Consider the following 24,544-nt stretch of genomic DNA (forward strand, 5'->3'; position numbering starts at 1 on the left):
GGGCTGCCTCGGTAAACCGGGGGATGGTGCGGCGGAAGTAGGAGCTTCCCAGCGTCGAGGCGTCCCCGGTGCCGGCGAGGAACCCGCGACCCAACGGCGAATAGGCACAAAGCCCACCCCGAGTTCGGCGGCGGCGGGGACCAAGTTACGTTCCACGTCGCGGCTCCAGATGGACCATTCGTTCTGGACCGCGGCAATCGGGTGGATGCTGCTGGCCTCACGCAGCTCCTCGGCTGTCAGCTCTGACAGGCCCAGATAGCGTACCTTGCCGGCCCAGACTAACCCCGCCATGACCTCCACGGTTTCCACGATCGGAACGCGGAGGTCACGGCGGTGCATGTCGAACAGGTCAATGGTGTCGGTGCCCAATCGCTGCAGGCTGCGGTCCACCGCCTGCTTCACGTAGGCGGCATCACCCCTGATTTCACGGCGGTCTTCAGCCGGCCCGTCGACGAGGCCAAATTTGGTGGCCAGCTCGACTTCGCCGCGGCGTTCCTTGAGCAGCCGCGCTATCAGCTCCTCGTTGCTGCCGCCGTATGGGCACCCGGCGGTCGTAGAACAATCTCGATGTCTACCTGCCTTGGGGCCTTCCATCGGCTGTCCTGAGGCTGAAACCGGACGGCCCGCGGCGTCGATCTCCATTGCCCCTAGATCCGAGCCAGTGCACGTTTGGCCGATCACGCCCTCCTCCTTAGCTTGGGCGAGCAACCGTTCGGCGATTCCCTTCTAATCTATGATCTCTCCAGTCACGGATCGACCATCTCCTCTGAATAGCCAATCGTATAGTCGGCCCCCGCTGTCTCCTCCTATATCAGACCGGACCCTCCCACGCCGTTTCTCCTTCAGTCCGTCATCGACGTTGGTCGGTACTGTGTAGCTTGCGATGTGCTCAGACCCAGGGATTAGTTCCGTCGCGCAGCCATTGAAGGGTCCCGGGCCAGAACGTGTCACGGAAGCGGCTATGGAAGAGGCCAAAATGTCCGATTTCGGGGCTGTTGAGGTCGTGGGGCTTTAGCTGCACAACGATGGAGGGGCTATTCGGGTAGTAATTCAGTCCCCTCATGATGGCGTTCTTGGAGGCGAACGGATCGTCCGTTGCAGAAACAGCAAGGGTCGCGGCTGTGAATGAACTTTGATGCTCCTTTATCGCCTTCCGCATAGGGCCTGCCCCGGCGGAGAAGTTCCTAGGGCTTCTCGCCCAGTTCAGGGCGACGCCTTTAGGCAGGTCTTCGAGCCATCCGAGACTCTTGCCGGGGAAGTAGCCATGCCAAAGCGTTATGGCGGGCATCAGGATGTGCCAACGCCACCAGAAGCGCAGCCGGTGGCCGGGGCGGTAGTCCCTCCAGTGGGCGTGTTGAGCGCCGACGGATAGAAGTCGTTTCACCTGGTGGCCGTGTTTCGCCAGACCGACGCCGAATCCGCCAAAGCTGTGGCCGACAACGTGAAGGTCCGGACTGACGTTGTTTATGGCCCAATGAAGAACCGCGTCAATGTCCTTCAATCCCCAGTCGTACCAGCTGGCTTGCAGGTTCTTGATGTTCGCTTCCCTGGACTGCCCGATACCGCGGTAGTCGAAGGTGATGGCGGTGAAACCATTCTCCGCGAGGAAAGAGGCGTAGCGGTGGTAATAGGAGGCTAAAACTCCAGTGGCACCAACGACGACGACCGCGCGGCCGGACAGTTGCCCGTCGGGAGGGCGAGGTGCCCAGAGGTGTCCTTGGAGTTCGTAGCCGTCTTCGCAGCGAACTGTCAGGGGTCTACTGGTCATCACTGTGAGTCCTTTCAGTCCTCGGGTGCACGCTATCGTGTGGAGCCATTGCAAGCCAACGACTTTCGATGCGTGACCACCACCCGCAAGGTGAGTGGTCCCGTGCCGCGCGGTCTCGGCGACGGGGTTGCGTGATCGAGCTTTTTGAACGCCTCTAGGGGCGCTGACGCAATGGGCGGTGCCGACCCCGCCCATGTTCTGCACCGCTGCGCGGTGGGCCATGGAGAGTTGCATGTTCCCGGCGGAACCGGTGAGTTACGCAAGGCGGCTGCCTTGCCTGGAAAAATTGTGAAACTGCATCGTGGCGCGTCGGCAGTGATGATCATGACGAGGTGAGCCCACTATTGGGGTTATCCGGCATAGTAATCCTGGCAGCTGGATTGGCTTTGAACACACCAGGGAGGCGCGGCCCGGCACCCGATTGCGCGAGTTCATTCACTGTTCCTTTCTGCTACCCATACCCCCAAAGGGTATTTCCTATAAGGCGTAAATTCAAGATGCTTGCCTCGAATAAAAAGGGGGGATCGATGCGCCCGACTTTCGAGGCTTGTCTACCAGCACTTGCCTCTGCGTACCCAGAAGGAGTATTCCGGGTCACTTCTGCTCCCGGAACTGCCGCCCGTAGACGCGGGTAGGCCCCTTGCAGGATGTGCCGTCGCGTTATGGCCGCATTCAGCGGGACACCGGTGTTGGGTGGTTGAGTCATGTTCGGACGGCGATGCCGGCGCAGGCGATGACGGCGATGCCTCCGAGAACCGTGACCGGCGTGGGGTGTTCGTGAAGCAGGAGTGCTGCCCAGAGGATGCTCGGGACAGGTTGGGTGAGTTGTACCTGACTGACTGACCTGAGCCATAGGCCCGAACGCGAGTCCGCGGTACCAGCCGAAGAAGCCGAGGAACATGTTGACAATGGCCAGGTATGCGAACGCAGCCCATTCGATCGGGGCCCCGTTGGGTGGTTTCTGCATTACGGCGGTGAAAGCCAGGGCGAGCATCAGTGGGGACGCGATGACGAGCGCCCCTGAGACGGTCTGCCACGCACCCAGTTCACGGACCAAAAGACCGCCTTCGGCGTACCCGATGGCAGCGGCCAGGACAGCTGCGAACAGCAGCAGATTTGAGGTGGCGAGGTGAGTGAGGCCGCCGCCCTGCAGCACCGCGAACTCGACCGCTGCGACGGCGCCGATGACTGCCAGCACCGAGAAGGACACGGGTGGTTGTTCTTTGCCACGGATCACTGCCATGACCGCGGTCGCCGCGGGCAGGAGGGCGATGACGACAGCTCCGTGGCTTGCCGGTGCGGTGGTCAGGGCGAAAGAGGTAATGAGCGGGAAGCCGACGGCGATGCCCCGGCGACCGCAGCAAGCCGCAACCATTGACGGCCGGCAGGGAACTGTTGCCGGGTGAGGGCCAAGGCAGTGATCGCGAGGACCGCGGCGATTACTGCGCTCTGATCCGGTAAAAAGGGGTGAGAACCCGCCAACCGCTACACGCGTGAAGGGGACGGTGGAGGAGAACGCAAGGACGCCAAGCAATCCCCATGCAAGTCCTGCCCTGGGTAACGATAGCGCGGCGGATTTCATCGGAATAGCGCTACCATGTTGCTTCATGACCACCGATAGCAGTTCGAGGATCGTGACAGCCCTGCGGGAATGGATTGCAGGGGCGCCTGCTGGGTCCAAGCTGCCGTCGACTCGTTCATTGGTCACCCGGTATGAGGCCAGTCCCGTGACAGTGCAGAAGGCACTGCGCATCCTGACCGGGCAGGGACTTAGCGAGAGCAGGCCAGGGGTAGGTACTTTCGTCCGAGCGGTCCGCACTGTGAAGCCCTCCGATTTGGGGTGGCAGACAGGGGCCCTCGGGGCACCGCGGAACCGTGTGGTGCCAGCACCGGCCGCAATGCGGGTAGCCCCCGTCGACGCGTTCGCTCTTCACAGCGGGTACCCGGACCGGGAGCTCCTGCCTGAGCGCCTGATCCGCGCTGCCCTGGCGCGAGCGGGCCGCAGCGACGCCGCGCTCACACGCTCTCCGATCGCCGGACTGCCGGAGCTGCAGTCGTGGTTCGCCGCTGAGCTGGCCGCTGCTCATCGAGTCACCCTCCTACTGGGGAGCGATCCTCGCCGCAGCACAAGCAGGCGTCCGCCTCGTCCCTGTCGTATCCGGACCCGCGGGTCCCGACCCGGAGGACGTCGCCCGCGCGTTCGAGGAAACCGGAGCCCGGGCGTTCTACGCCCAACCGAACTACGCGAACCCGACCGGAACCCAATGGTCGGCTGCGACCACATCTGAAATCCTCGATGTCGTCAGGACCCACGGCGCCTTCCTCATCGAGGACGACTGGGCCCACGACTTCGGCATCACCACCGACCCCGCCCCGGTAGCGGCCCGAGACGATAACGGACACGTCGTCTACATCCGCTCTCTCACCAAGAGCGTGTCGCCGGCCTTAAGGGTTGCCGCGATCATCGCTCGCGGGCCAGCACGAGACCGGGTCCTCGCAGACAGGGCAGCAGCGTCCATGTATGTCAGCGGTGTCCTGCAGTCAGCTGCCCTGGACATCGTCACGCAACCCGATTGGCAAAGCCACCTCCGAGGGCTTCGCCAGCAACTCCGGTCACGGCGGGACCTGCTTATCGACAGCCTCACCCGGCACGCCCCCTCCGCTCACCTCACCGCAATTCCGCCCGGCGGGTTGAACCTCTGGCTCAGACTCCCAGAAGTCACAGACCTGCCGGCCTTCATCCGGGAATGCGAGACGAATAACGTCCTCGTTGCGCCCGGCACCGAATGGTTCCCCGCCGAACCCACCGGTCCCTTCATCCGCCTCAACTACTCCGGACCCAACCCCGGCGCCTACCCACACGCCTCACGCATCATCGGCCAGATTCTGGAGCAGTACGGCAGCTAGAAACGGTGCGGCTGGAACCCCGACATACCGATACGGCCTCCGCAAGGGAACCCCACACCGGGACAGCCCGATCGCTCGTCATTGCCCTATCGAACGGCGGTTCGGCATAGGTGCAGCAGGTTGTCCCAGGTGCGGGCCTTGGTGTCACCGGTTTTCCCGGACGCGCAGATCCAACACGTAAAGGTCATCAGTTTCGGTCGCCCGTCTGGGTTACCCCTGCATCATCAACATAGTTGTAGGTCGGAGTGACCGACTCCCCCAGCGGCCGGTAGCCCGACCGCTCATAGAGTATCCGGACCTGGTCATTATCGACACCCACGCCGAGGTAGATCGTACTGAATCCGGCCGCGGCCGCCTGTTCCTCGGCCCAAGCGCACAGTGCGGTGCCGGCACCCAGTCCCCGGCTGACGCCTCAACATAGAGGTGCTTGAGCTCGGGGTTGTGCTCTGCGCTCAGGTCCAGGACCACGCTGCCCAGCGGGATATCACCGAACCAGGCCGCCGCATAGAGGATAGTTCCGGATTCCTCCTACTCAACCAGACTCCGCGCAATGCCCGCCCCCGGAGGTTCATACCGACTCAGGGTTTCCACGTCAGGGGGCGCGCACACCCGCACCGATAATGCGCGTTCCGCCATCTGAGCCCCCGTTGAAATCGATTGACCACAGCGTACGGGTGAGGAATCATTTCGCCCCGGGGTCCCCTCCACGGTGCTGTCCCACGCCTGACCCGCGGACCACCCGACCGAGAAAGTGGCAGGTGACGAATCCGTAAATGGGACACACCCAAAAATCTGCGTCGGAGCTCATTGATAGAAGGCGTGGGACGGAGCGGATTCCTCGTACGTCCAGACGATGACATCGCGCCTGACTTCCATAGATGATCCTAAACAACTTCTCACGTGGGTGAAGAAGAGAGAGGAAATGAGGTTGTGATCGGGTCCGGCCTTTGTCTGGCCTCTTACGGAGCAGCAACTTCGCAGCTATATGGCCAATCCACAGCGGCGGTACTGGTATGCGGTGGAGCCTGAGACCGGTGAGTTGACCGGTCACGCGTCACTGCTGGTGGATCAGCCGGCCCGGATGACGCGGTTGGGCTACATCATTGTGGATCCACAGCGCAGGGGCCAAAGTCTGGGACGGGAACTGGTGCAGCAATCCATCCAGACCGGCTTCGGACTCACCGGCCTGCCTTCGATGAAGCTGCACGTCTACGCACAACACTGTGGCCCGGCGGCTCTATGCCAGTCTGGGGTTAGGAAAACGGCTTCAGCTTCCGCACCGACGTCGACAGCGTCTCCGGTGAAGCCCTCGAAATGGAAGTATGCCGCAGCGAAGTGACCACGGTGAACTGCTATGCCGATAAGTGCACCGGCGAAGTACCCCGTCCGCACCATGCTGCGGCGCGGCGCTGGGTTCCTAGAGACAACGCCTTGGGAGAATCGCAGGGAGGGGACTAATTGTTGGACTGGCTCAGCCCTGACAGGCCCCGTGTGCCTTCACCTGAGTCAGGCACCATCGCCCAGGTACACCTCGCGCTGAGGGCTCTGTTCTCGGGCACCATCTGGGTTTGTGAACGGCGTTCCGGGATTCAGAGTTGCGCGTATGGATCATAGGTCTTCTTGTCAGATTGAGGGGCCGTCTCGCTTGCGTTAGGCGGGACGGCCCCTCAATGGTGCAGCGGGGGCTGCTCAGTGGTGGTGTGCTGCGTTATCGTGTCCGTTGGTGACCGGCTCGGCTGGTGCCATCGTGTCGTTGTGATGGCCATGCCCTTCGCCGGCTGAGCCCTGCTCGTGGGCATGCGTTGTAACGCTTGCGCGCCTGTCGAGAATCACCCAGGTCACCACCGCGATGATGAGCCCGGTTGCAGTGATGAGGCCGCCGATCCAGTTCACCGACGCCAGCCCGAGTCCGCCGTCGATGGCTGCACCGCCGAGGGTGATGCCGATGGCGCTGCCCAGGGTGAACGCGGAGATGTTCGCCGCGGACGCCACATCGGGAGCGTGGCCGGCAGCGTTCATGACGCGTAGTTGCAGGGGTGCGACGACCGCGAAGGCGGTCACACCGAACACGAAGGTCATGATCACTGCTGAGATCGGATTTTGGATGGCGAAGGTCATCGCGAAGAGCACCACTGCCAGGGTTGCGAGTGCGCCGAGCACGGTGGGCATGAGTGCCTTATCAGCGAGCTTTCCTCCGAGCGCATTCCCGACAAAGAGACCGGCGCCGAACAGCAGCAGGAGTGGGGTGATCCAGGCCGAGTCGAACCCGGTGACCTCGGTGTACTGCGGCGCGAGGTAGACGAAACTGGTGAATACACCGCCGTAACCGAAGAGTGTGGTGAGCAAGGCTCCCCAGACAGCTGGCCGGGTGAGTGCCCTGAGCTGCTCTCGCAGAGTGGGCCCGTTTCCGGCGCCGCCGAGATGGGCAAGAGCGTGGGCATCGAGACCCTCAAATTCGCTGCCAGGTGCTGACGCGACATCGCCGTGCCCGTGCGACGCAGCCGAGGTGTCGGCGGGCACAACGAGGCTCTGCCCTACTGTCGCTTCATGGGTATGTGCGTGCATACCTGCGAAGTCGTGGGAGTGGTGCGCATCGGACGCGTGCACGCCCTGCTGGGCGGTTCGTGGCAGCGAGTGGAGCAGTCCTAGCAGCGCGATTCCCCCGAAGATGACCAGCGTCCAGAAGGTGAACCGCCACCCAAAAGCTTGACCAACCGCGGCTCCGAGCGGGGCGCCCAGCACCGTGGACGCCGTGAGCCCGGAGAATACGATCGCTACCGCCCGCCCCTTCCTCTTCGCGTCGACAAGTTCCGCGGCAAAGACGGCTGCGATACCGAGGAAGGCGCCGTGTGCGGTGGCGGAGATCACGCGTCCTGTCATGATCAGCTCATAGCTGGGCCCCAGCGCCGACACCACGTTGCCAAAGAGAAATACTGCGGTTGTCAGTAGCAGCATGGACCGGCGCCCGAACTTGGTACCGATCGCAGTAAACACTGGGGCGCCGATTGCGACGCCCAGCGCGTAAACGCTTTCGAGTGCGCCTACCTGCCCGTAAGTGACGTTCAGGTCTTCGGCGATCTCTCTGACGACTCCGGCGACGATGAACTCATCGGCTCCCATTGCGAATGCGCCGATGACCATCGCCCAGATCGCGAGTGGCAACGTTTTCATTTCTGCAGCTCCTTTCCTTTGCAGTCCGTGGTGCCCGGGTCGACCTGTATCGGCTCGTCGCGCCATACACTTCAAAACTCTTTTACCCCCTAGGGGTATTCTTGTTCGACGGAATGTTATGAGCAGGTAGTTTGGGGCCACCGGAGCGCGGCCGGCTGCGAAAGAGGCAGCGCCGGCGCGTTTATCCTAGAGTTGATCCGCCCCTGGTAACCCTGTCGCCCCTCGCACTCAGGTAGGCAAGCAACGACGATCTCCGGCACGGGAGAATCGACCGTAAATCCGCTTAGCGGTTTTCGCCTGAACGGGGCCACCGACGCTGACACCGGCCAGGTTGGTGCTACATTCCCGTTGCGGGGAGCCGCCCCCGAATACTGGGATGACCGTGATGAGGGGTGCCGTACGGATGGTCAACCCTGCGCTGACGTCGTGACGGCCATTCTGATTTCCGTTTTAGTGGACTGGAGTTCGCTGTTCACCTCCAACGAGCGAACCTTGTTGGCGCGTTCTCGTAGAAGCGAGCTCGCCACGAAAACCACAGATGCCTCTCCGTTCAGCCAAGACGGAGTTAACCTCCGGGCCAGTCAGGAGCGCACAAAACGCGCAACCGCTTCGGAAGCTTCCTGCATCTTGGCGTCGGCGGCCTTGGGGTTGAGCCGGGCGGCGTCCAGCACACAGTGCTTCATGTGGTCATCGAGCAGTCCGAGCGCTACGCCGCGGAGGGCGGCAGTGAGGGCAAAAATCTGGGTGAAGATGTCGATGCAGTACTACTCCTCATCGACCATGCGGGCAATGCCACGAGCCTGACCCTCAATCCGCTTCATGCGCGCCAGGTAGCGATCCTTGTTCGTCATATAGCCTGCAACGGTAGCGGAATACCCTAGGGGGGTATATAGTTCTCGTACTAGACAGACCTCCAAGGGCTCCGATTCAAGGAACGAACAGAACCTTCCCGCCTACATCATCGTGGACTGCCCCTTCGAATCAGAGCTGACAACGAAAGTTGGAAACGACATGACGAACGAACTCGATCACACAAACCACGAAAACCACGGGGGCAACAGCTCACAGGGACACAGCGCCGAGCCCGGTGCCGGCCCCCATACCGGTCATGGCAGTACCCACCCTGGCGGAGTGCTCGTGTCCGAGCATGGCTACACTCTCGAGCTGGATGCCTCGATCCTAGGCATCGGAGTGCAGAGCGTGAGCTTCAGGATCATCGGGCCCGATGGGCAGCCGGTCACCAAGTACCAAGAAGTGCATGAGAAGGAACTGCACCTGATCGCCGTCCGGCGCGACATGGCCCACTTCCAGCACGTACATCCGGTGAGGGATGATTCCGGAACCTGGGTCATCGATCTGAGCCTGAACCCCGGTGTCTGGCGGATCTTCGCCGACTTCCACCCCGCCGGGCACGGTCAGCCGATGACCCTGGGTAGCGATGCCTCCGTCGGCGGCACGTATGAGCCGCAGCAGCTGCCCGCGGCGGACCGGACGGTGCAGCTGGGCGCCTACACCGTGACGCTCGAGGGCGGACTTGTGGCGAACGAGGCCACCGAGCTGACGTTCACAGTCAGCAGGAACGGCCAACCCGTAACAGACCTCCAACCCTATTTGGGAGCTTTCGGTCATCTGGTGGCACTGCGGGGCGGGGATCTCGCCTACCTCCATGTACACCCGGAAGGCGGCCCGGGCGACGGACAGACGAAGCCTGGGCCGAAGGTCTCGTTCTTCGCTGTCGCCCCATCAGCCGGTGCCTACCGCCTCCACCTGGACTTCCAGCACGAGGGAACTGTCCGGACAGCACAGTTCACCGTGTACGCGACTGCGGCCACCACAGCCTGACGTGACCACGACCGCCTCATAACAACTTCATCACTACACCCCCCGCCAAAGGACCAGATCATCATGACCGACAAGGAGGCCCCCAGGGCTGTGACAACCGTCCCGGTGGTCAGCGCTGAGCGGAAGCGGATTGGCCCGCTTGCATGGCTTCTTCCTACCCTGCTTATGGCCCTTGGCCTCATCCCCCTCCTTGCGGGCACCCTTCGGCGTATCGCGCTGTCCCTCGGCGCGGCCGATGCCTCCGCGAACGGAGGAACCGAGGCCATTCCTCTCCCGGCGCTCATCCACATCCTAGGTGCCTCTGTCTATGTCATTCTGGGCGCTTTGCAGTTCTCCAGGGGTTTCCGCCGGCGCCGGCCCGCCTGGCACCGCTTCGCTGGACGCGTCCTGCTAGCAGCAGGATTATTCGTGGCCCTGTCGGGGCTGTGGCTGAACCACTTCGTTTCCTTTCCGGCCGGTTCGGGTGACCTGCTGTATGTCTTCCGCTTGCTGGCTGGTACCGGAATGGCCGTCAGTATCGTTCTTGGTTTCTCCGCTATCCGGCGCCGGAACATTCCCGGCCACCGGAAGTGGATGATCAGGGCCTACGCCATCGGACTAGGAGCCGGCACACAGGTGTTTACCCTCGGTTTCGGAGAGGCACTGTTCGGGAAAAGTGAAGTGGGGACGGCGTTGCTCAACGGCGCCGGCTGGGCGGTCAATCTCACCGTGGCGGAATTGGCGATACGCAGGCGGAAGAGGGACCGGGGTAGCCCCGCAGGGACCATGGGGCCTGAGCTGTGACGACGACAATTCCCAGCAGGGATGACCTTCAGCACTATGAGTTCCGGGACACCGGACACCTCGATGATCACTGGGCTGGATGGTTCGGGGGACGTTCAGCTTACACACGAGGGCGTCGGGACGACGGCCCTTCGCGGGCCGGTGGGCGACCCGGCCACTCTGCACAGCCTCCTGGCCAAGATCCGCGATACCGGAGTGGTCCTCCTTCCCTGCAGATCATTGGTTGTCCTTCCGCACAGACTGGGCCTCGCTGAAACTACACAGGGTCTCCACGACTGCGGCACTTCACCTTGGCAAGAAGGCACCCGTCCCAGAAAACCCGCAGGAATAAGGAGTAGCGCCAGCACCAATCCGCCACACAAAATAGACGAACAAAATGGCCATTTTTTTACGCTTCACAAGCGCGGGCCCCTGCCTAATTAGAAACACCCCGGTTTCGCGTCCGCCCCTTTATATCGGCAAGTCCCGATTCTGCACCGCATACCGGCAGCCCCACATCGCGCAGCACCAAAGCTGGAGCGATCACCCCTTGACCCCCGTCGCCTGAAAGGCAGATAAGGAGGATATGCGAGGAGCAGTAGAAGCGGGGAAATGATGCTGTGTCGTCACATAGTCCGTGTGCGTGCCCCAATAACGTGGGGGACCAATCTACCGCTGGTATCCCTGTTACCTTTTTCGTAGCCGGTCCTGTTGCAGGATGAGGGTATGTTGGACGGTCGGTCCCGGCGTGGCTTATTCCCCCAGTCTTAGATGATCCGGGGGTGTCATCACCGGGGACCGGCGGAGCGGCAAACGCGCCGACGGCCAACGCCATAATCAAGCCCTCATCGCCCTCCCACGCAGGTGATCCGATGCACTCTTCGACATGGTCCGCGCCCGAGCCCTCTGCCAGGTCACTAACCGCGGAACCTGCCATCAGCCGCTTGACGAAAACCATAGTGACCCTGAATCCTCTCGAGACCTGCCCGGCTCCTCCTGCTTGACGCGGGCGAACTGGCCTGCCTGCTGTCGACCATTGAAGGTGGCGAATTCTGGCGGGGGCTGCTCTGTCCCGCCGGTGGGGTCGCATCCACATCGTGCGCAAACCGGGGGGTGCCTCTATGGTTTTCGTCAAGCGGCTGTGGCCGGTCGTGGTTCGTAAAAGGTTCCGTCTCTGAGCATGGCGTAGAGGGTGTCGCAGCGGCGGCGGGCGAGTGCAATAAGGGCTTGATTGTGGCGTTTTTCCTCGGACCGTTTTCGGTCGTAGTAGGCCCTGGATGGCGGGTCCTTTAGCGCCGCGAAGGCGGAGAGGAACAGGGCACGTTTGCAGGTCAGGGATCCGGCGCATCGCCAACCCGGGTAGGTAGCCGACAGTTACGTCGGCTACCTGGACCACCGCGACGGGGAGCGCCCCGATCGTGGCCGGCTGGTCAACAACTAACAACAGGTTGCCGTGTCGTTTCAGCGTGAGAAGGATTTCACGTAGCCGGGCCTCGTCATTGGGTAAAGCCTTATCGAAGAGCTTCTTCCCTGACCGGTCCAAGGCTACTGCGTGATGTTCGCTCTTGCCGACGTCCAGACCGATGAACACAACAATGCTTTCATGGTTGCCAATCACCTGTTCCTCCTAGTCGCAGCACCTAATAGTTCAGTGCTGGACTGCCCCATGGTGTCAGAGCCCGGCATCCACGTTACGCACGACCTTCGAACTGTCCTGCCTCTATCAGCGGTCTCTATAGCACCTACCAACCCCGGTGACAACGCCCCCCCGGATCATGGATGACTGGGGGCGGCAATCATGCCGGGGCCAGCAGGCCAGCACACCCATATCCTGCAACAGGAACAGGCTACGAAAAAGGTAACGGGGGGGGGGGGGGGGGGCGTGTCCCAATCACCCGCGCTTGGGCGTTTAGGTGCGAACCTGCTGTGTACGGTAGCGGTCTACGGCCCGCCTTTTGATTGCCAATTGCGCGGATTCTGCCGACTGGAGACGCACACTGGACCGTGCTCACCGGGCGAGCTGGTGTGGATCCAACGAGGATGTCATGATAACGATTTTTCCAAAAATGCCTACGCTGTGCGCGGTGCTGCAAAGCTTCACCAATCTGATGCACGGTATAGATCGAGACGAGGACTGGAACGATCCGGTGTTAATCAATAAACCGAACCATATCTTCAAAGATGTCCCGGGATCCGGTTTCGATGCCGTGTAGTGTCACATTTTTGGTGACGAACTCGTAGGTGTTGATTGCGCGGCCAGGCCAGCGATGAGTCCGATGAAGCTGATTGTTTCACCGATTCTTAATGCGTTGAGTGACTGGTTGAGGTTTTCCCCGCCGATCGTTTCAACCACATGATTGACCCCGTCCCCGGCATCGATTCTCATGACTTCCGCGGCGAAGAGCCGGGTTGTGCTGTGATTGATGTGCGGGCGGCACCGAGGTGGCGCGCCTTGTCAAGTTTCCCGTCGGTGCTGGAGGTGATGATAGGAATGCCGCGTGTGAGGACGAACTGCATCGCGAACATGGACACACCGCCGATACCATGGATTAGCACCGTTCGCCCGGCTGGACACGGCTGCGCCGTGCCACGGCATCACGGCGGAGACGGGGAGGGCCGCGGCGTGCTCGTCATCGAGGCTTCGGGGCGCTCCCAAGGCAGCATCCTGATCCAGAACCACGTATTCAGCCAGCATGCCGCGGTTGACGGGCCCGCCGACCGGATAGACGTACGTCTCGCGCGTAAGCGCACCGGAGCGCCACTTCGGCAGAAACACGGCCGATACGCGGTCCCCGAGCTCGAACCTGTCAAGACCGGATCCGACGCCAACTACGAAGTCGACGGCATCGGAAACCGGCGCTACGGCACCTGCAGGCTTCCAGCCCCCATTCCATTGATCACCATGAGGTCGCGATAGTTCACGGAGAGGGCGGTGACTTTCACCAGCACCTCCCCGTGTCCCGGCTGGGGTACCGGGACGCCCGAAGCGGCGTCGTGAACCTACAGTTTTCGGGATTGCAGCTAACCGGCAGGTTGTTTCAGTTCGCCAGAGCGCGAGATGTCGGCACCTCTCAAGCCAGGGAAAGGAACAGTTTTTCGAGGACCTTCATATCCTCCTCGGTGGCGGCCTTTTCTGGTTCGCGCAGTATTCGCTGGAGGGTGCCAGAGATAATCGCGAACCCGGCCTTATCCAGAGCTCGCGACACCGTGGCAAGGTTGTGCACGGCCACTTGACAGTCCTCCCCGTCTTCGACAGAGCGGATTACGGCATCCAGTTGCCCTCTGGCTCGCTTGAGGCGGTTCAACACCGGCGTTATCTGCCCTGGGTCCATCTTCATTAAGTCCTCCTGGCGTGAGTCTCTATGGATGTATGTAATTACATCCAACCTTCATGATATACCTACGGGGTATCTTGCATACCCCGTAGGTATATGACATGCTCGGGACACCTAGACCAATCCTCCAGTAAAGGAACCATGCGCATGTCCACACTTGACGTCACGATAGTCGGCGGCCCCACCGCAGTGTTCAGCCTTACCGGTATCACCTTCATGACCGACCCCACCTTCGACCTCCCCCGCAACTATCCGAGCCCGGGCAGGCCAACCTTGGTCAAGACCACGGCACCGGCGATGCGGGCCCCCGACTTACCACACCCAGATGTGGTGTTGCTCTCCCACGACGAGCACGTCGATAACTTCGACGAGGCCGGACGGGAACTGGCCGCTCGGGTCGCTACGGTGCTGTCCACCCCCGAGGCCGCCGGACGCATCCCGTGGGTTGCAGGGCTGCAGGCCTGGCAGACCGTTGACGTCACCGGCGCCGAAGGCCAGGTCGTCCACATCACCGGAGTGCCGGCCCGCCACGGGCCGGAGGGATGTGAGCCGTTTACCGGCACAGTCACTGGGTTCGTCCTTCACGGAGAGAGCCTGCCCACCGTCTACGTCAGCGGCGACAATTCCTCGGTGGATCTCGTAAAGGAAATCGCGGAACGGTTCCCGAACATCGACGTCGCGATTCTCTTCGCCGGTGGTGGACGCCTGGGCCCGAGAGTCTTCAACAACGCCGAGATCACCTTCACCGGCGAGACCGCCGCGCAGTCGGCCATGGTCCTGGCCGGCGCGCAGGTAGTGCCCGTCCACGTCGAGGGCTGGGCCCACTTGAGCGAAGATGTCGGGGCCGTGCGGACCGCGTTCGCCGCCGCAGACCTGGAGGGCCGGCTGCACGTGGCTTGCCCTGGTGAGACCGTCACCATCGAGGTGCCCGCCCGTTAAGCCCCGTTAGGAACTACTAACCCGCGGTTCCCGGCGGGTCCATGCGGGCGGAGCTGGGTACCGAGCACGGAACGGGTGCAGCGGGTAGCCTCGCAGCTGGGATACGGTACTGAGTCGGTACGGGCGTGGGTGCGGCAAGCGGATGTTGATGATGGCCAAAGCCCCGGGGTAAGTACTTCGGAGGCCAGGCGGGTGCGTGAGCTCGAGCAGGAGAACCGTGAGCTGCGGAGGGCGAATGAAATCCTCAAACGCGCCGCGAGTTTCTTCGGGGCGGAGCTCGACCGCCAACATCGGAAATAGTCTCGTTCATCGACGTGAACAAAGACGAAGTCGTCGAAGGACGCCGGCTGAAGAGTCGAGCCCATCTGTACGCTGCTGCAGGTGGCTCCGAGCACCTATTACGCCGCGAAGGACCGCGCACCGTCGGCGCGAGCTGTCAGCGACGCGGTCCTCACCCCTGATCTGATCCCACTCTGGGAAGACAATTATCGTGTCTACGGTGTCCGCAAACTCTGGAAAGCCGCCCGTCGTCCCGGGATCGACATCGGCCGCGACCAGACCGGCAGGCTGATGCGCGCTGCCGGCATCGAAGGTGCGAGGCGTTCAAAGCGTGTGAAGACGACGAGACCGGATCCAGCCGGGAGGAGGCACCCGGACTTGGTGAACCGTGAGTTCACCGCGGTGGCCCCGAACCGGCTTTGGGTGACTGACTTGACCTTCGTTCCGACGTGGGCTGGTGTCGCTTATGTCTGCTTCATCATCGATGTGTTCAGTCGGATGATCGTCGGGTGGCGGTGCGCGTCACACATGCGCACCGAGATGGTCCTCGACGCGATCGAAATGGCGCGATGGGGACGCGGCACCCACCATGGTGACCTGCGCTGTCACAGCGATGCGGGCAGTCAGTTCACGTCCATTCGCTACGGTGAACGTCTCGCTGAGATTGGTGCAACGCCGTCGATCGGGACCGTCGGCGACAGCTACGATAACGCGCTGGCCGAGACCGTGAATGGCTATTACAAGACCGAACTCGTCCGCGGCCCCGCCCGACCAGGTCCCTGGAAGACGGTTGAGGACCTCGAGCTAGCGACCCTCGGCTGGGTTCACTGGCACAACACCGAACGCCTGCATGGCTACCTCGGCGACATTCCGCCCGCAGAATTCGAGCCAGCGTTCTATGCTGGCAAAACCACCAACACTCAACTGGTAGAAATCAAATAGCGCGAGTCTCCATCAAACCCAGAGCGGTTCAATCAGCTCCCGCCTCGTGCGTCGTTTCGCCTGCTAGCCTTCGCACTCGACGCAGTACGTGTGCCCACTGCTTTCTCGCGCCTTCTGGGACCGATGCCGAACCAGGAAACAGGAATTGCACGTGAATTCGTCCTCGCCCTGAGGGACCACCTGGACGATCAACTCCTCAGAGACAATTTCTCCTCCGGGCGTAAGTCCCTCATCAAAGACATCAGCTTCGTCCAACTCAGCCAATACGCTGCGCGCATCCGGGGCGTTGGCGGCTTGCAATGCCTCCAGAGATCGGTCCTGAGATTCCTTGACGTCGGAACGGACTTCGTCGTAATCAGTTGCCACTTTAGATGTTCTTCTTTCTGGGTGCTAGCGGTTATTAAAGCAACTCTGCAACCCCTGTCTGTCAGCATTGGGTGAGACACCGCCACTTTTCCCACTGACTCCTTAAGGGCGAGATTTGGAAACCGATTCCCTGTGAGCACCGCACTTGCTTCCCCCACCACCAACACCGATGGTGGAGCCATGTCCGATCCCGAAAAACCCAGGGCAGAAAGGCCCCTCCGCCGCTCCTTCACCCCAGGGGAGAAACTCTCGATCCTGGAAACCTACGAGTCCCTCGACGGCCCCGGAGCCAAGGGCGCATTCCTCCGCCGCGAAGGCCTGTTCTCCTCCCAAATCACCACCTGGCGCCGGGCACGCGACGCCGGCGCCCTCACCGGCCTCGCCACCGCCGCCAGACCGGCGAAGAAGAACAGCCCCGAAGCCCAGCTTGAGGCCATGAAGGACCGCGCCGAACGGGCCGAAGCGAAACTCGGACGGACCGAGGAGGCATTATCGGTGCTGGGAAAATTACACGCTCTCTTGGAGGACATCTCCACGAGGGCGGACAACGAGAAGCCGTGAGCGCCGCCGTGGACGAGGCCTTCACAGCCCTGACCGGGCTGCTGCCCGTGCGGAGAATCTGCGCCCTCACGGGACGGTCTCCCGCCACGCACTACCGGTCCCTGACCCCGAAGGTCCACGGGCCCACACCCCGGCGCCCGGCACCGGTAAACAAGCTCACGGATGAAGAGGTCGCGCAGGTGTTGGACCGGTTGAACAGCGAGGAGTTCGCCGACAAGGCGCCGGCCCAGGTCGGGGCGATCCTGCTGGACCAGGGCACCTACCTGTGCTCGGAATCAAGCATGTACCGCATCCTGCGCGGCCACGGCCAGGTGCGTGAACGCCGACGCCAGGCCACCCACCCGGCGAAGAAGAAACCCGAACTCGTCGCGGTGAAACCCAACGACGTCTGGTCCTGGGACATCACCAAACTCCCCAGCCCCATCCGGGGCGTCTACTACGACCTGATGGTCATCATTGACCTGTTCTCCCGCTACGTCGTGCACTGGCACATCACCACCCGCGAGTCCGGGCTGGGCTCCAAGGACTTCATCGCCGACGCGGTCATGATCCACGGCACCCCGGGCGTGATCCACGCCGACCGGGGGACGTCCATGACGTCCAAACCGGTCGCCGAGCTGATGATCGATCTGGGCATCGACCGCAGCCATTCACGGCCCCGCGTTTCCAACGACAACCCGTATTCCGAGGCGGCGTTCAAGACCACGAAGTATCACCACTCCTACCCGGGGCGGTTTGGCTCCCGCCAGGACGCGGTCGCCTGGGCCAACGAATTCTTCCTTTACTATAATTTCGAACACCGCCATTCCGGGATCGGGCTGCATACCCCCGCGACGGTCTTCGACGGCACCTACGCGGCCATCCAGGGCCGCCGGGCCGCGGTGCTCCAGGACGCCTACGCGGCGACCCCGCACCGGTTCGGTCAACCGCCGGCGCCGCCGGCGGGCCCCACGGCGGCGTGGATCAACCAGCCCCAACAAAGCGAGGTCCCCACACACGCCTAACCACTTAGCTGTGTCTCAAACGCCTTGACAGATTCCGAACACGCAAGTGCGTACTTTGTTCCCGAGTGTTCAAAGGAAAGCCAAGGCTACGCCGAAATCTTTCAGTAATGAGATGCGCCAAGCGCTAATTGCACCCTGACGAATCTGTTGCTTCCGAACCCTGTGATGGGCATCTCACCAAGCATCGATAGCCTATGTCCGGCCATCCTCTGCGTGGTGGTCCAATCGGATCTTTGAAGGAACAACTCCAAGTTCGAGTACGCATCCGAGTCACCGATGAAGATGCGCCATGGGGATTTGCCTCGACCTTGGCACTCAGTCAGGTCTATTGTCGAGCGTCTCAGTAGGTTGACTCAGTAATTAATGGCGGGTGTCCCGGCTGTCGACCGACGGGCAGACACGTGAAAAAAGGTAGGCTGCTGGACGGGCGCGAATGGGACTACGAGCCATTGGCCGCCGTAGAACTCCACGTACGAATCCGAGGGGCACCCTGCGTAGGCTTCTTCTCGTGTCATGTCGATCTTTTTCCTTTTCGCTAAAATCATGAACGGCTTCTAATAACGAAGAGTACACCTACCCCCTAGGGGTATGCAACAAATTTAGGGATACTTCCGTGTTCAATTGCTTCGTATCGTAAATATGCCCTTGGCCCGGAGGCGAAGCTGCATGCGAGGTTGTCCTGCTCTTCGCGGATGCAACTGTAATGACAGCCTCATCTCTGAAGCGATCGGGTGACCTAATGCCTGCCGCGTAAGGATCTACCGGTTTGGCTGTTCCGTGCTAGGCGGATTAATCAGCAAAGAAGCATGACCTGCATGAAGAAGTTGTGGTTGAGTGGAGCATGGCTGCACTGATAGAGGATCATGCGTTGTTATCTGATCTTCAAACGGGACCCCTAATATCCCGGAATGGGAGCGTGGACTGGCTCTGTTTCCCGCGATTCGACTCACCATCCGTGTTTAGCCGACTACTAGGCACCGATGAGCACGGCTATTGGCTGTTGGCCCCCAGCGAATCAGACGCCGTCATTGTCGACCGACGCTACATCGACTCGACATTCGTGCTCCAGACCATCTGGAAGACCAGCGGGGGAAGCGCGTTGGTTACCGATTTCATGCCGCTGGGGGATAACAGGTCTTCCCTCGTTCGCCGTGTTTCCGGGTTGGAGGGTAGCGTTCTAATGCGTCAGGAGCTTCGGATCCGCCCAGGATATGCAACCCTCTTGCCTTGGGTGAGTCGCGTCCGTGACAATACGCCGGCGGCGCCGCCGATTCTGTTGGCGATGGCCGGTCCGGATGCCCTAGCACTACGTGGGCCCCATCTTCCACAAGCGCATGCCCACGGGCATGAGGGAGAATTCCTCATCTCAAAGGGCGAGAAGGTGGATTTCGAACTTACGTGGTTCCCATCGCACCGTCCCTTGCCAACGGCGATTGACCTTGATGTCGCTCTTGAAGAAGCCACTGAGTATTGGAGCCGCTGGGGAAGTCACTGCCGCCAGGACGGGGTCTATGGGGGTGCTGTCAAGCGTTCGTTGTTAGTTCTGCGAGCCCTTACGCACTATGAAACGGGCGGCATTGTTGCAGCGCCCACGACGTCCCTCCCCGAGGAATTTGGTGGATCACGGAACTGGGACTACCGATACTGCTGGTTGCGCGATGCGGCCCTGACATTGGAATCTATGCTGACGCACGGTTATGAATCGGAGGCTCTTCAGTGGCGCAACTGGTTGCTTCGGGCCCTTGCCGGGGATCCCGAGCAGATGCAAATTATGTATGGGGTGGGAGGAGAACGGGAGCTTCCTGAGCGCGAGCTTGACCACCTACCAGGCTATGCGGATTCTAAGCCGGTGCGGATTGGAAATGCGGCAGTATCGCAGTTCCAGGCGGATGTTGTCGGTGAAGTGATGGTGGCGTTGGAAAAATTGCGCATGGCTGGAGGCAAAGAGGATCATTTTTCCTGGGCACTTCAGTGCGCGCTATTAGGATTCGTCGAAAAACACTTCGACGACAAGGACTTCGGTCTTTGGGAGATGCGCGGAGACGCCCAATACTTCACCCACTCCCGAGTGATGATGTGGGCCGCGTTCGACAGCGGAATCCGGGCGGTACGGATCCATGGATTACTTGGAGATGATATGAAATGGGAGCGTCTCCGTGAGCGGTTGCGTAAAGAGATCATGCGCGAGGGATTCGACCAGAAAATGGGGTCCTTTACGCAGACCTATGGCGGGCAACAAACAGACGCGGCGCTACTAGTCATCCCACAGGTTGGTTTCCTCCCCTACGACCACGCGTATATGCTCAGTACAGTCACACGGCTGGAAGAAGAACTTCTAACCGAGGACGGCCTCCTGCTGCGCTATCGAACAGACACTGGCGTTGATGGACTGGCACCTGGTGAACACCCTTTCCTTGCATGTTCTTTCTGGCTCGTGGAGCACTATGCACGCACAGGTCGACGAGGCGAGGCAAAAAAACTCATGGACAAGCTCGTAGGGCTTACTAACGAGCTCGGGTTGCTTAGCGAAGAGTATGCATCGAACGAAAGACGGATGGTGGGGAACTTTCCCCAAGCATTCTCACACCTGACCTTGGTCAGGGCGGCCGACGCCATGCATGGTGTCGACCGACTCAGCCTGGCTGTCGATGTTGCACTTTGATGAAACTGATGAACCATCAACCCGGCTACGCCCGGTTGATGGTTATGAGGCCAGTACGCTCTGAAGCCGGAACATAATCTGAGGGCTCCCCCTCTATTGCAGCCACCGATCTATTTTGTAAGCCGACGCCAGTACAGTGCCATCGATCCAGTCGCGGGAATGCCCGTGGCGTGTCCCGCTGTATTAACGGACACCCGGTTGACCCGTGCTTCCGCAGCACGGCAGCGAAGACTGATCGAACGCCAAGGCTAGTCAGGAGCGCATAAAACGCGCAACCGCTTCGGATGCTTCCTGCATCTTGGCGTCGGCGGCCTTGGGGTTGAGTCGGGCGGCGTCCAGCACACAGTGCTTCATGTGGTCATCGAGCAGTCCGAGCGCTACGCCGCGGAGGGCGGCAGTGAGGGCGGAAACCTGGGTGAGGATGTCGATGCAGTACTGCTCCTCATCGACCATGCGGGCAATGCCACGAGCCTGGCCCTCAATTCGCTTCATGCGCGCCAGATAGCGATCCTTGTCCGTTATATAGCCGTGGGTTTTCTGGTAATCCGCGCCCGAGGTGTCCAGCGGCCGCGTTACTGAATTGGTCATGTGCGTCTTTCTGTCGTCATCAGGGTTTGCACTTCCCCTGTGAAAGGGAAACGTCGTTCTGCACAGAGTGGAGTGCGGCGCGGACCGCACAACGAAGAAGGCACCGGATCACCCACTGGGCGGTTGACGTTGCTAAAGCTTCGTGATGTGGAAGTCTGTCGCCATGCAGGAGAGGAGTCGTAAGGGGAGTTGTCCAACGATTGGAATTGGCAGTTGTCTTACTCACATCGTGATCCTATTCGGAGCGCCCGATACTGCGGTAAGCACCTATTTACCCCTGACAGACCGTCTTTACATTTACCCCCTAAGGGTATGGTACCCGGGAATCGAAATCAACTGTTCACCTGGCATTGCTCAATTTAAGGGAGAGCCCTGCGACGGTAGCCAAATACCCTAGGGGGGTATATAGTTCTCGTACTAGACAGACCTCCAAGGGCTCCGATTCAAGGAACGAACAGAACCTTCCCGCCTACATCATCGTGGACTGCCCCTTCGAATCAGAGCTGACAACGAAAGTTGGAAACGACATGACGAACGAACTCGATCACACAAACCACGAAAACCACGGGGGCAACAGCTCACAGGGACACAGCGCCGAGCCCGGTGCCGGCCCCCATACCGGTCATGGCAGTACCCACCCTGGCGGAGTGCTCGTGTCCGAGCATGGCTACACTCTCGAGCTGGATGCCTCGATCCTAGGCATCGGAGTGCAGAGCGTGAGCTTCAGGATCATCGGGCCCGATGGGCAGCCGGTCACCAAGTACCAAGAAGTGCATGAGAAGGAACTGCACCTGATCGCCGTCCGGCGCGACATGGCCCACTTCCAGCACGTACATCCGGTGAGGGATGATTCCGGAACCTGGGTCATCGATCTGAGCCTGAACCCCGGTGTCTGGCGGATCTTCGCCGACTTCCACCCCGCCGGGCACGGTCAGCCGATGACCCTGGGTAGCGATGCCTCCGTCGGCGGCACGTATGAGCCGCAGCAGCTGCCCGCGGCGGACCGGACGGTGCAGCTGGGCGCCTACACCGTGACGCTCGAGGGCGGACTTGTGGCGAACGAGGCCACCGAGCTGACGTTCACAGTCAGCAGGAACGGCCAACCCGTAACAGACCTCCAACCCTATTTGGGAGCTTTCGGTCATCTGGTGGCACTGCGGGGCGGGGATCTCGCCTACCTCCATGTACACCCGGAAGGCGGCCCGGGCGACGGACAGACGAAGCCTGGGCCGAAGGTCTCGTTCTTCGCAGTCGCCCCATCAGCCGGTGCCTACCGCCTCCACCTGGACTTCCAGCACGAGGGAACTGTCCGGACAGCACAGTTCACCGTGTACGCGACTGCGGCCACCACAGCCTGACGTGACCACGACCGCCTCATAACAACTTCATCACTACACCCCCCGCCAAAGGACCAGATCATCATGCCTCGCCTCTCTCAACTGACTCCCCAGACAGCAACAGGAGCCTCCCGCGACCTTCTAACCGACTTGGTATCCCGACACGGCCAGATCGGTGCGATGGTCGCAACCATGGCACACTCCCCCGCCGTCCTGACCGGCTACCTCCAACTCAGCCGTGCCATGAAACGGGCCAAGCTCAACCGGAAGGTCAGCGAACTGATCTCGATCGCGGTCCAAGCCCAGCAAGGGTGCGGCCTATGCCTGGAATCGCACATCAGTGCCGCGTTCGCGCTCGGGATCGACACCGAGGAAATCGATCGCGCCCAGGCTGGGACGTCGGCGGACCCTGGTATCGCGGCAATGATCGCCCTGGGACTCCAGGTCTATCGGGAGCCGACGTCCATCACGGATGACCAAATCCTCGCGCTGTACGAACACGGTTACAGCGACCGCGAGATCACCGACGTCGTCGGCGTCGTGTCATTGAACATTCTCACGGGAGCGTTCAACCTCGTTGCGGGCCTGACCCCGCACCGCCCCTCCACCGGCCGCAGGCCATAAATCCCGGTTTGGCTGCAAATGCCGGCTGAACCATGAATGGAAAGGAACAGGACTATGCGCTTGTTCGCCATCCGCGATTATCGCCATCTCTTCAGCGCCCAAGTCATCGCTCTCTTCGGGACCGGTCTGGCGACCGTCGCCCTCGCATTGCTCGCGTACGACCTCGCTGGCCCCAACGCTGGCGCCGTTCTCGGCACCGCCCTGACCATCAAGATGGTCCTCTACGTAGTCATCGCCCCGCTCGCAGCGGCCTACGTGGACAGAATCCCCCGTCGCGCATTCCTGGTAACCCTGGACGTTGTACGAGCAGGTGTGGTCCTGGGACTGCCGTTCGTCACCGAGATCTGGCAGATATACGTCCTCATTGCATTGCTGCAGGCGGCATCCGCCGCTTTCACCCCGACTTTCCAAGCCGTGATTCCCGACATTGTGACCGATAAGAACGCGTACACGCGCGCCCTCTCGGCCTCTCAGGTGGCATACACCATGGAGAGTCTTCTGAGCCCGGTGCTGGCAGCCGTCGCCTTGAGCTTTATGAGCTTTAACTGGCTGTTCGCCGGGACCTCAGTCGGGTTCATCGTCTCGGCTGTGCTGGTGCTCTCCACCCGCATCCCAAACGCACATTCCAGCGCTCACACTAGAGCGTGGGACCGGGCTGCCGCAGGGATCAGGACCTTCGTCCGGACGCCAAGGCTACGCGGCATCATGGCGCTGAATTTGGTCGTGGCCGCTGCAGGATCCATCGTGATTGTGAACACCGTCAACTATGTGCGCGACGAACTCGGCGGCTCACAGACGGACGTCAGTTGGATGCTCGCTGCCTCGGGCGGCGGGACGCTGTTGACGGCACTCATCCTTCCTCGCATCCTGGATCGCGTCGCCGAACGTACCGTCATGCTTACCGGCGCAACAGTGCTCGTTGCTGGCACGGCGGGAGCCGTGGTTCTCACGGCAACGGGCGCTGCGACGTATATCGGCACAGCATTGGTCTGGGCCGTGATCGGCGGCGGCATGGCCCTGATCGTAACGCCTACGGGCAGGGTCCTACGCGCGTCGGTCGAGCCGAACCGCATACCAGAAGTCTTCGCCGCCCAGTTTTCGCTTTCCCACCTCGCGTGGCTTCTGACATATCCCATCGCCGGCTGGATCGGTACGAGCCTGGGCTTCACAACAACCTGGTCCATCCTGGCAGGGCTCGCCGTCCTCGGTGCAGTCTCTGCAGTCGCACTCTGGCCACGCACCGACACCGTCGGAAGCGAGGCTCCGGCACGCCGCGGCCACCTGAGTCCCGAACCACTGGACCTTTCGGAGACAGAGGCAGCACAAGGAACTCTTGCCGCTTGCCAGTGCTCCTCGACACGCACGGCGTAACACTTCGTGCGGCAACTTTAGCTGGGACTGTAAGAAGAACGGTGTGTTTGGGTCCGGCCTGATCCGAAAGGAGACGGCCGTGACTG

18 protein-coding genes and 7 pseudogenes are annotated in these 24,544 nt (G+C 61.4%); 13 read left to right on the plus strand and 12 right to left on the minus strand.

Annotated features, from left to right (window positions below; translation table 11 throughout):
- Window position 1: 1 nt before the first annotated feature.
- The 3 genes and pseudogenes from H4V95_RS10805 to H4V95_RS10815 all read right to left on the minus strand — a co-directional run.
- Window positions 2-552 (minus strand): annotated as a pseudogene (locus H4V95_RS10805) (aldo/keto reductase); the annotation flags it as partial.
- A 337-nt stretch (window positions 553-889) separates the two neighbouring features.
- Window positions 890-1,768 (minus strand): alpha/beta fold hydrolase, encoded by an 879-nt coding sequence (locus tag H4V95_RS10810; RefSeq protein ID WP_209730427.1) that lies wholly within the window; start codon window positions 1,766-1,768, stop codon window positions 890-892.
- Window positions 1,769-2,470: 702 nt separating this feature from the next.
- Window positions 2,471-3,377: pseudogene (locus tag H4V95_RS10815) on the minus strand (DMT family transporter).
- Here H4V95_RS10815 and H4V95_RS10820 point away from each other — a divergent pair.
- Window positions 3,376-4,675 (plus strand): annotated as a pseudogene (locus H4V95_RS10820) (PLP-dependent aminotransferase family protein). The pseudogenes H4V95_RS10815 and H4V95_RS10820 sit on opposite strands and share 2 nt — an antisense overlap.
- Window positions 4,676-4,862: 187 nt before the next feature.
- Here the strand turns inward: H4V95_RS10820 and H4V95_RS18965 are convergent.
- Entirely contained in the window at window positions 4,863-5,072 is a 210-nt protein-coding gene (locus H4V95_RS18965; RefSeq protein ID WP_395939872.1) for a GNAT family N-acetyltransferase, read from the minus strand.
- Window positions 5,073-5,660: 588 nt separating this feature from the next.
- Between H4V95_RS18965 and H4V95_RS18970 the strand changes: the two genes are divergently transcribed.
- Window positions 5,661-6,014, plus strand: coding sequence for a GNAT family N-acetyltransferase (locus tag H4V95_RS18970; RefSeq protein ID WP_209730429.1), 354 nt, complete (start codon window positions 5,661-5,663; stop codon window positions 6,012-6,014).
- 350 nt (window positions 6,015-6,364) lie between these two features.
- Here the strand turns inward: H4V95_RS18970 and H4V95_RS10835 are convergent, their stop codons facing one another.
- Together H4V95_RS10835 and H4V95_RS10840 are read right to left on the minus strand one after the other, a co-directional pair.
- On the minus strand, window positions 6,365-7,846 hold the full coding sequence (locus H4V95_RS10835; protein ID WP_209730430.1) for an MFS transporter: 1,482 nt from the start codon (window positions 7,844-7,846) through the stop codon (window positions 6,365-6,367).
- 581 nt (window positions 7,847-8,427) lie between these two features.
- A pseudogene (locus H4V95_RS10840) lies at window positions 8,428-8,697 on the minus strand (metal-sensitive transcriptional regulator).
- A gap of 160 nt (window positions 8,698-8,857) precedes the next feature.
- On the opposite strand from H4V95_RS10840, the gene H4V95_RS10845 reads away from it, so the two are divergent.
- Window positions 8,858-9,688 carry a hypothetical protein gene (locus H4V95_RS10845; protein ID WP_209730431.1) on the plus strand — a complete coding sequence of 277 codons (831 nt, stop codon included), beginning with the start codon at window positions 8,858-8,860 and terminating at the stop codon, window positions 9,686-9,688.
- 63 nt (window positions 9,689-9,751) lie between these two features.
- Complete coding sequence (locus H4V95_RS10850; RefSeq protein ID WP_209730432.1) at window positions 9,752-10,471, plus strand: DUF2306 domain-containing protein; 720 nt, start codon at window positions 9,752-9,754, stop codon at window positions 10,469-10,471.
- 1,110 nt (window positions 10,472-11,581) lie between these two features.
- Here H4V95_RS10850 and H4V95_RS18975 read toward each other — a convergent pair.
- From H4V95_RS18975 to H4V95_RS10860, 3 genes and pseudogenes are all read right to left on the minus strand, one after another.
- Window positions 11,582-11,791: pseudogene (locus H4V95_RS18975) on the minus strand (IS110 family transposase); the annotation flags it as partial.
- Window positions 11,778-12,068, minus strand: a pseudogene (locus tag H4V95_RS18980) (transposase); the annotation flags it as partial. The pseudogenes H4V95_RS18980 and H4V95_RS18975, both read right to left, overlap by 14 nt.
- A 597-nt stretch (window positions 12,069-12,665) precedes the next feature.
- Window positions 12,666-12,836 (minus strand): hypothetical protein, encoded by a 171-nt coding sequence (locus H4V95_RS10860; RefSeq protein WP_209730433.1) that lies wholly within the window; start codon window positions 12,834-12,836, stop codon window positions 12,666-12,668.
- A 198-nt stretch (window positions 12,837-13,034) separates the two neighbouring features.
- On the opposite strand from H4V95_RS10860, the gene H4V95_RS10865 reads away from it, so the two are divergent.
- Window positions 13,035-13,367, plus strand: a complete 333-nt coding sequence (locus tag H4V95_RS10865; protein ID WP_209730434.1) for a hypothetical protein — start codon at window positions 13,035-13,037, stop codon at window positions 13,365-13,367.
- Window positions 13,368-13,521: 154 nt separating this feature from the next.
- Here H4V95_RS10865 and H4V95_RS10870 read toward each other — a convergent pair whose 3' ends face one another.
- Window positions 13,522-13,788 (minus strand): metal-sensitive transcriptional regulator, encoded by a 267-nt coding sequence (locus H4V95_RS10870; RefSeq protein WP_209730435.1) that lies wholly within the window; start codon window positions 13,786-13,788, stop codon window positions 13,522-13,524.
- Between the two features lie 144 nt (window positions 13,789-13,932).
- Between H4V95_RS10870 and H4V95_RS10875 the strand changes: the two genes are divergently transcribed.
- Complete coding sequence (locus tag H4V95_RS10875) at window positions 13,933-14,724, plus strand: MBL fold metallo-hydrolase (protein ID WP_209730436.1); 792 nt, start codon at window positions 13,933-13,935, stop codon at window positions 14,722-14,724.
- 38 nt (window positions 14,725-14,762) lie between these two features.
- Window positions 14,763-15,945, plus strand: a pseudogene (locus H4V95_RS10880) (IS3 family transposase); the annotation flags it as partial.
- Window positions 15,946-16,008: 63 nt separating this feature from the next.
- Here the strand turns inward: H4V95_RS10880 and H4V95_RS10885 are convergent.
- Entirely contained in the window at window positions 16,009-16,311 is a 303-nt protein-coding gene (locus H4V95_RS10885) for a DUF4193 domain-containing protein (protein WP_209730437.1), read from the minus strand.
- A 132-nt stretch (window positions 16,312-16,443) separates the two neighbouring features.
- On the opposite strand from H4V95_RS10885, the gene H4V95_RS10890 reads away from it, so the two are divergent.
- From H4V95_RS10890 to H4V95_RS10900, 3 genes are all read left to right on the plus strand, one after another.
- The gene (locus H4V95_RS10890; protein WP_196840410.1) at window positions 16,444-16,872 is read left to right on the plus strand and encodes a hypothetical protein; all 429 of its coding nucleotides are present in this window, start codon (window positions 16,444-16,446) and stop codon (window positions 16,870-16,872) included.
- Window positions 16,869-17,876, plus strand: coding sequence for a DDE-type integrase/transposase/recombinase (locus tag H4V95_RS10895; RefSeq protein WP_209730438.1), 1,008 nt, complete (start codon window positions 16,869-16,871; stop codon window positions 17,874-17,876). The genes H4V95_RS10890 and H4V95_RS10895 overlap by 4 nt, the downstream gene beginning before the upstream one ends.
- An 841-nt stretch (window positions 17,877-18,717) precedes the next feature.
- Window positions 18,718-20,538 (plus strand): glycoside hydrolase family 15 protein, encoded by a 1,821-nt coding sequence (locus H4V95_RS10900; protein ID WP_209730439.1) that lies wholly within the window; start codon window positions 18,718-18,720, stop codon window positions 20,536-20,538.
- 252 nt (window positions 20,539-20,790) lie between these two features.
- Here the strand turns inward: H4V95_RS10900 and H4V95_RS10905 are convergent, their stop codons facing one another.
- On the minus strand, window positions 20,791-21,126 hold the full coding sequence (locus H4V95_RS10905) for a metal-sensitive transcriptional regulator (RefSeq protein ID WP_209730440.1): 336 nt from the start codon (window positions 21,124-21,126) through the stop codon (window positions 20,791-20,793).
- Window positions 21,127-21,653: 527 nt separating this feature from the next.
- Here H4V95_RS10905 and H4V95_RS10910 point away from each other — a divergent pair.
- The 3 genes from H4V95_RS10910 to H4V95_RS10920 all read left to right on the plus strand — a co-directional run bounded on the left by H4V95_RS10910 (window position 21,654) and on the right by H4V95_RS10920 (window position 24,458).
- Window positions 21,654-22,484: a hypothetical protein gene (locus H4V95_RS10910; protein ID WP_209730431.1), complete on the plus strand. Its 831-nt coding sequence runs from the start codon at window positions 21,654-21,656 to the stop codon at window positions 22,482-22,484.
- Between the two features lie 171 nt (window positions 22,485-22,655).
- Window positions 22,656-23,087: a carboxymuconolactone decarboxylase family protein gene (locus tag H4V95_RS10915; RefSeq protein ID WP_245345667.1), complete on the plus strand. Its 432-nt coding sequence runs from the start codon at window positions 22,656-22,658 to the stop codon at window positions 23,085-23,087.
- Between the two features lie 54 nt (window positions 23,088-23,141).
- The gene (locus tag H4V95_RS10920; RefSeq protein WP_209730442.1) at window positions 23,142-24,458 is read left to right on the plus strand and encodes an MFS transporter; all 1,317 of its coding nucleotides are present in this window, start codon (window positions 23,142-23,144) and stop codon (window positions 24,456-24,458) included.
- Window positions 24,459-24,544: the final 86 nt, after the last annotated feature.

The organism is Arthrobacter sp. CAN_C5, assembly GCF_017875735.1.
Taxonomy (GTDB): domain Bacteria; phylum Actinomycetota; class Actinomycetes; order Actinomycetales; family Micrococcaceae; genus Arthrobacter_D.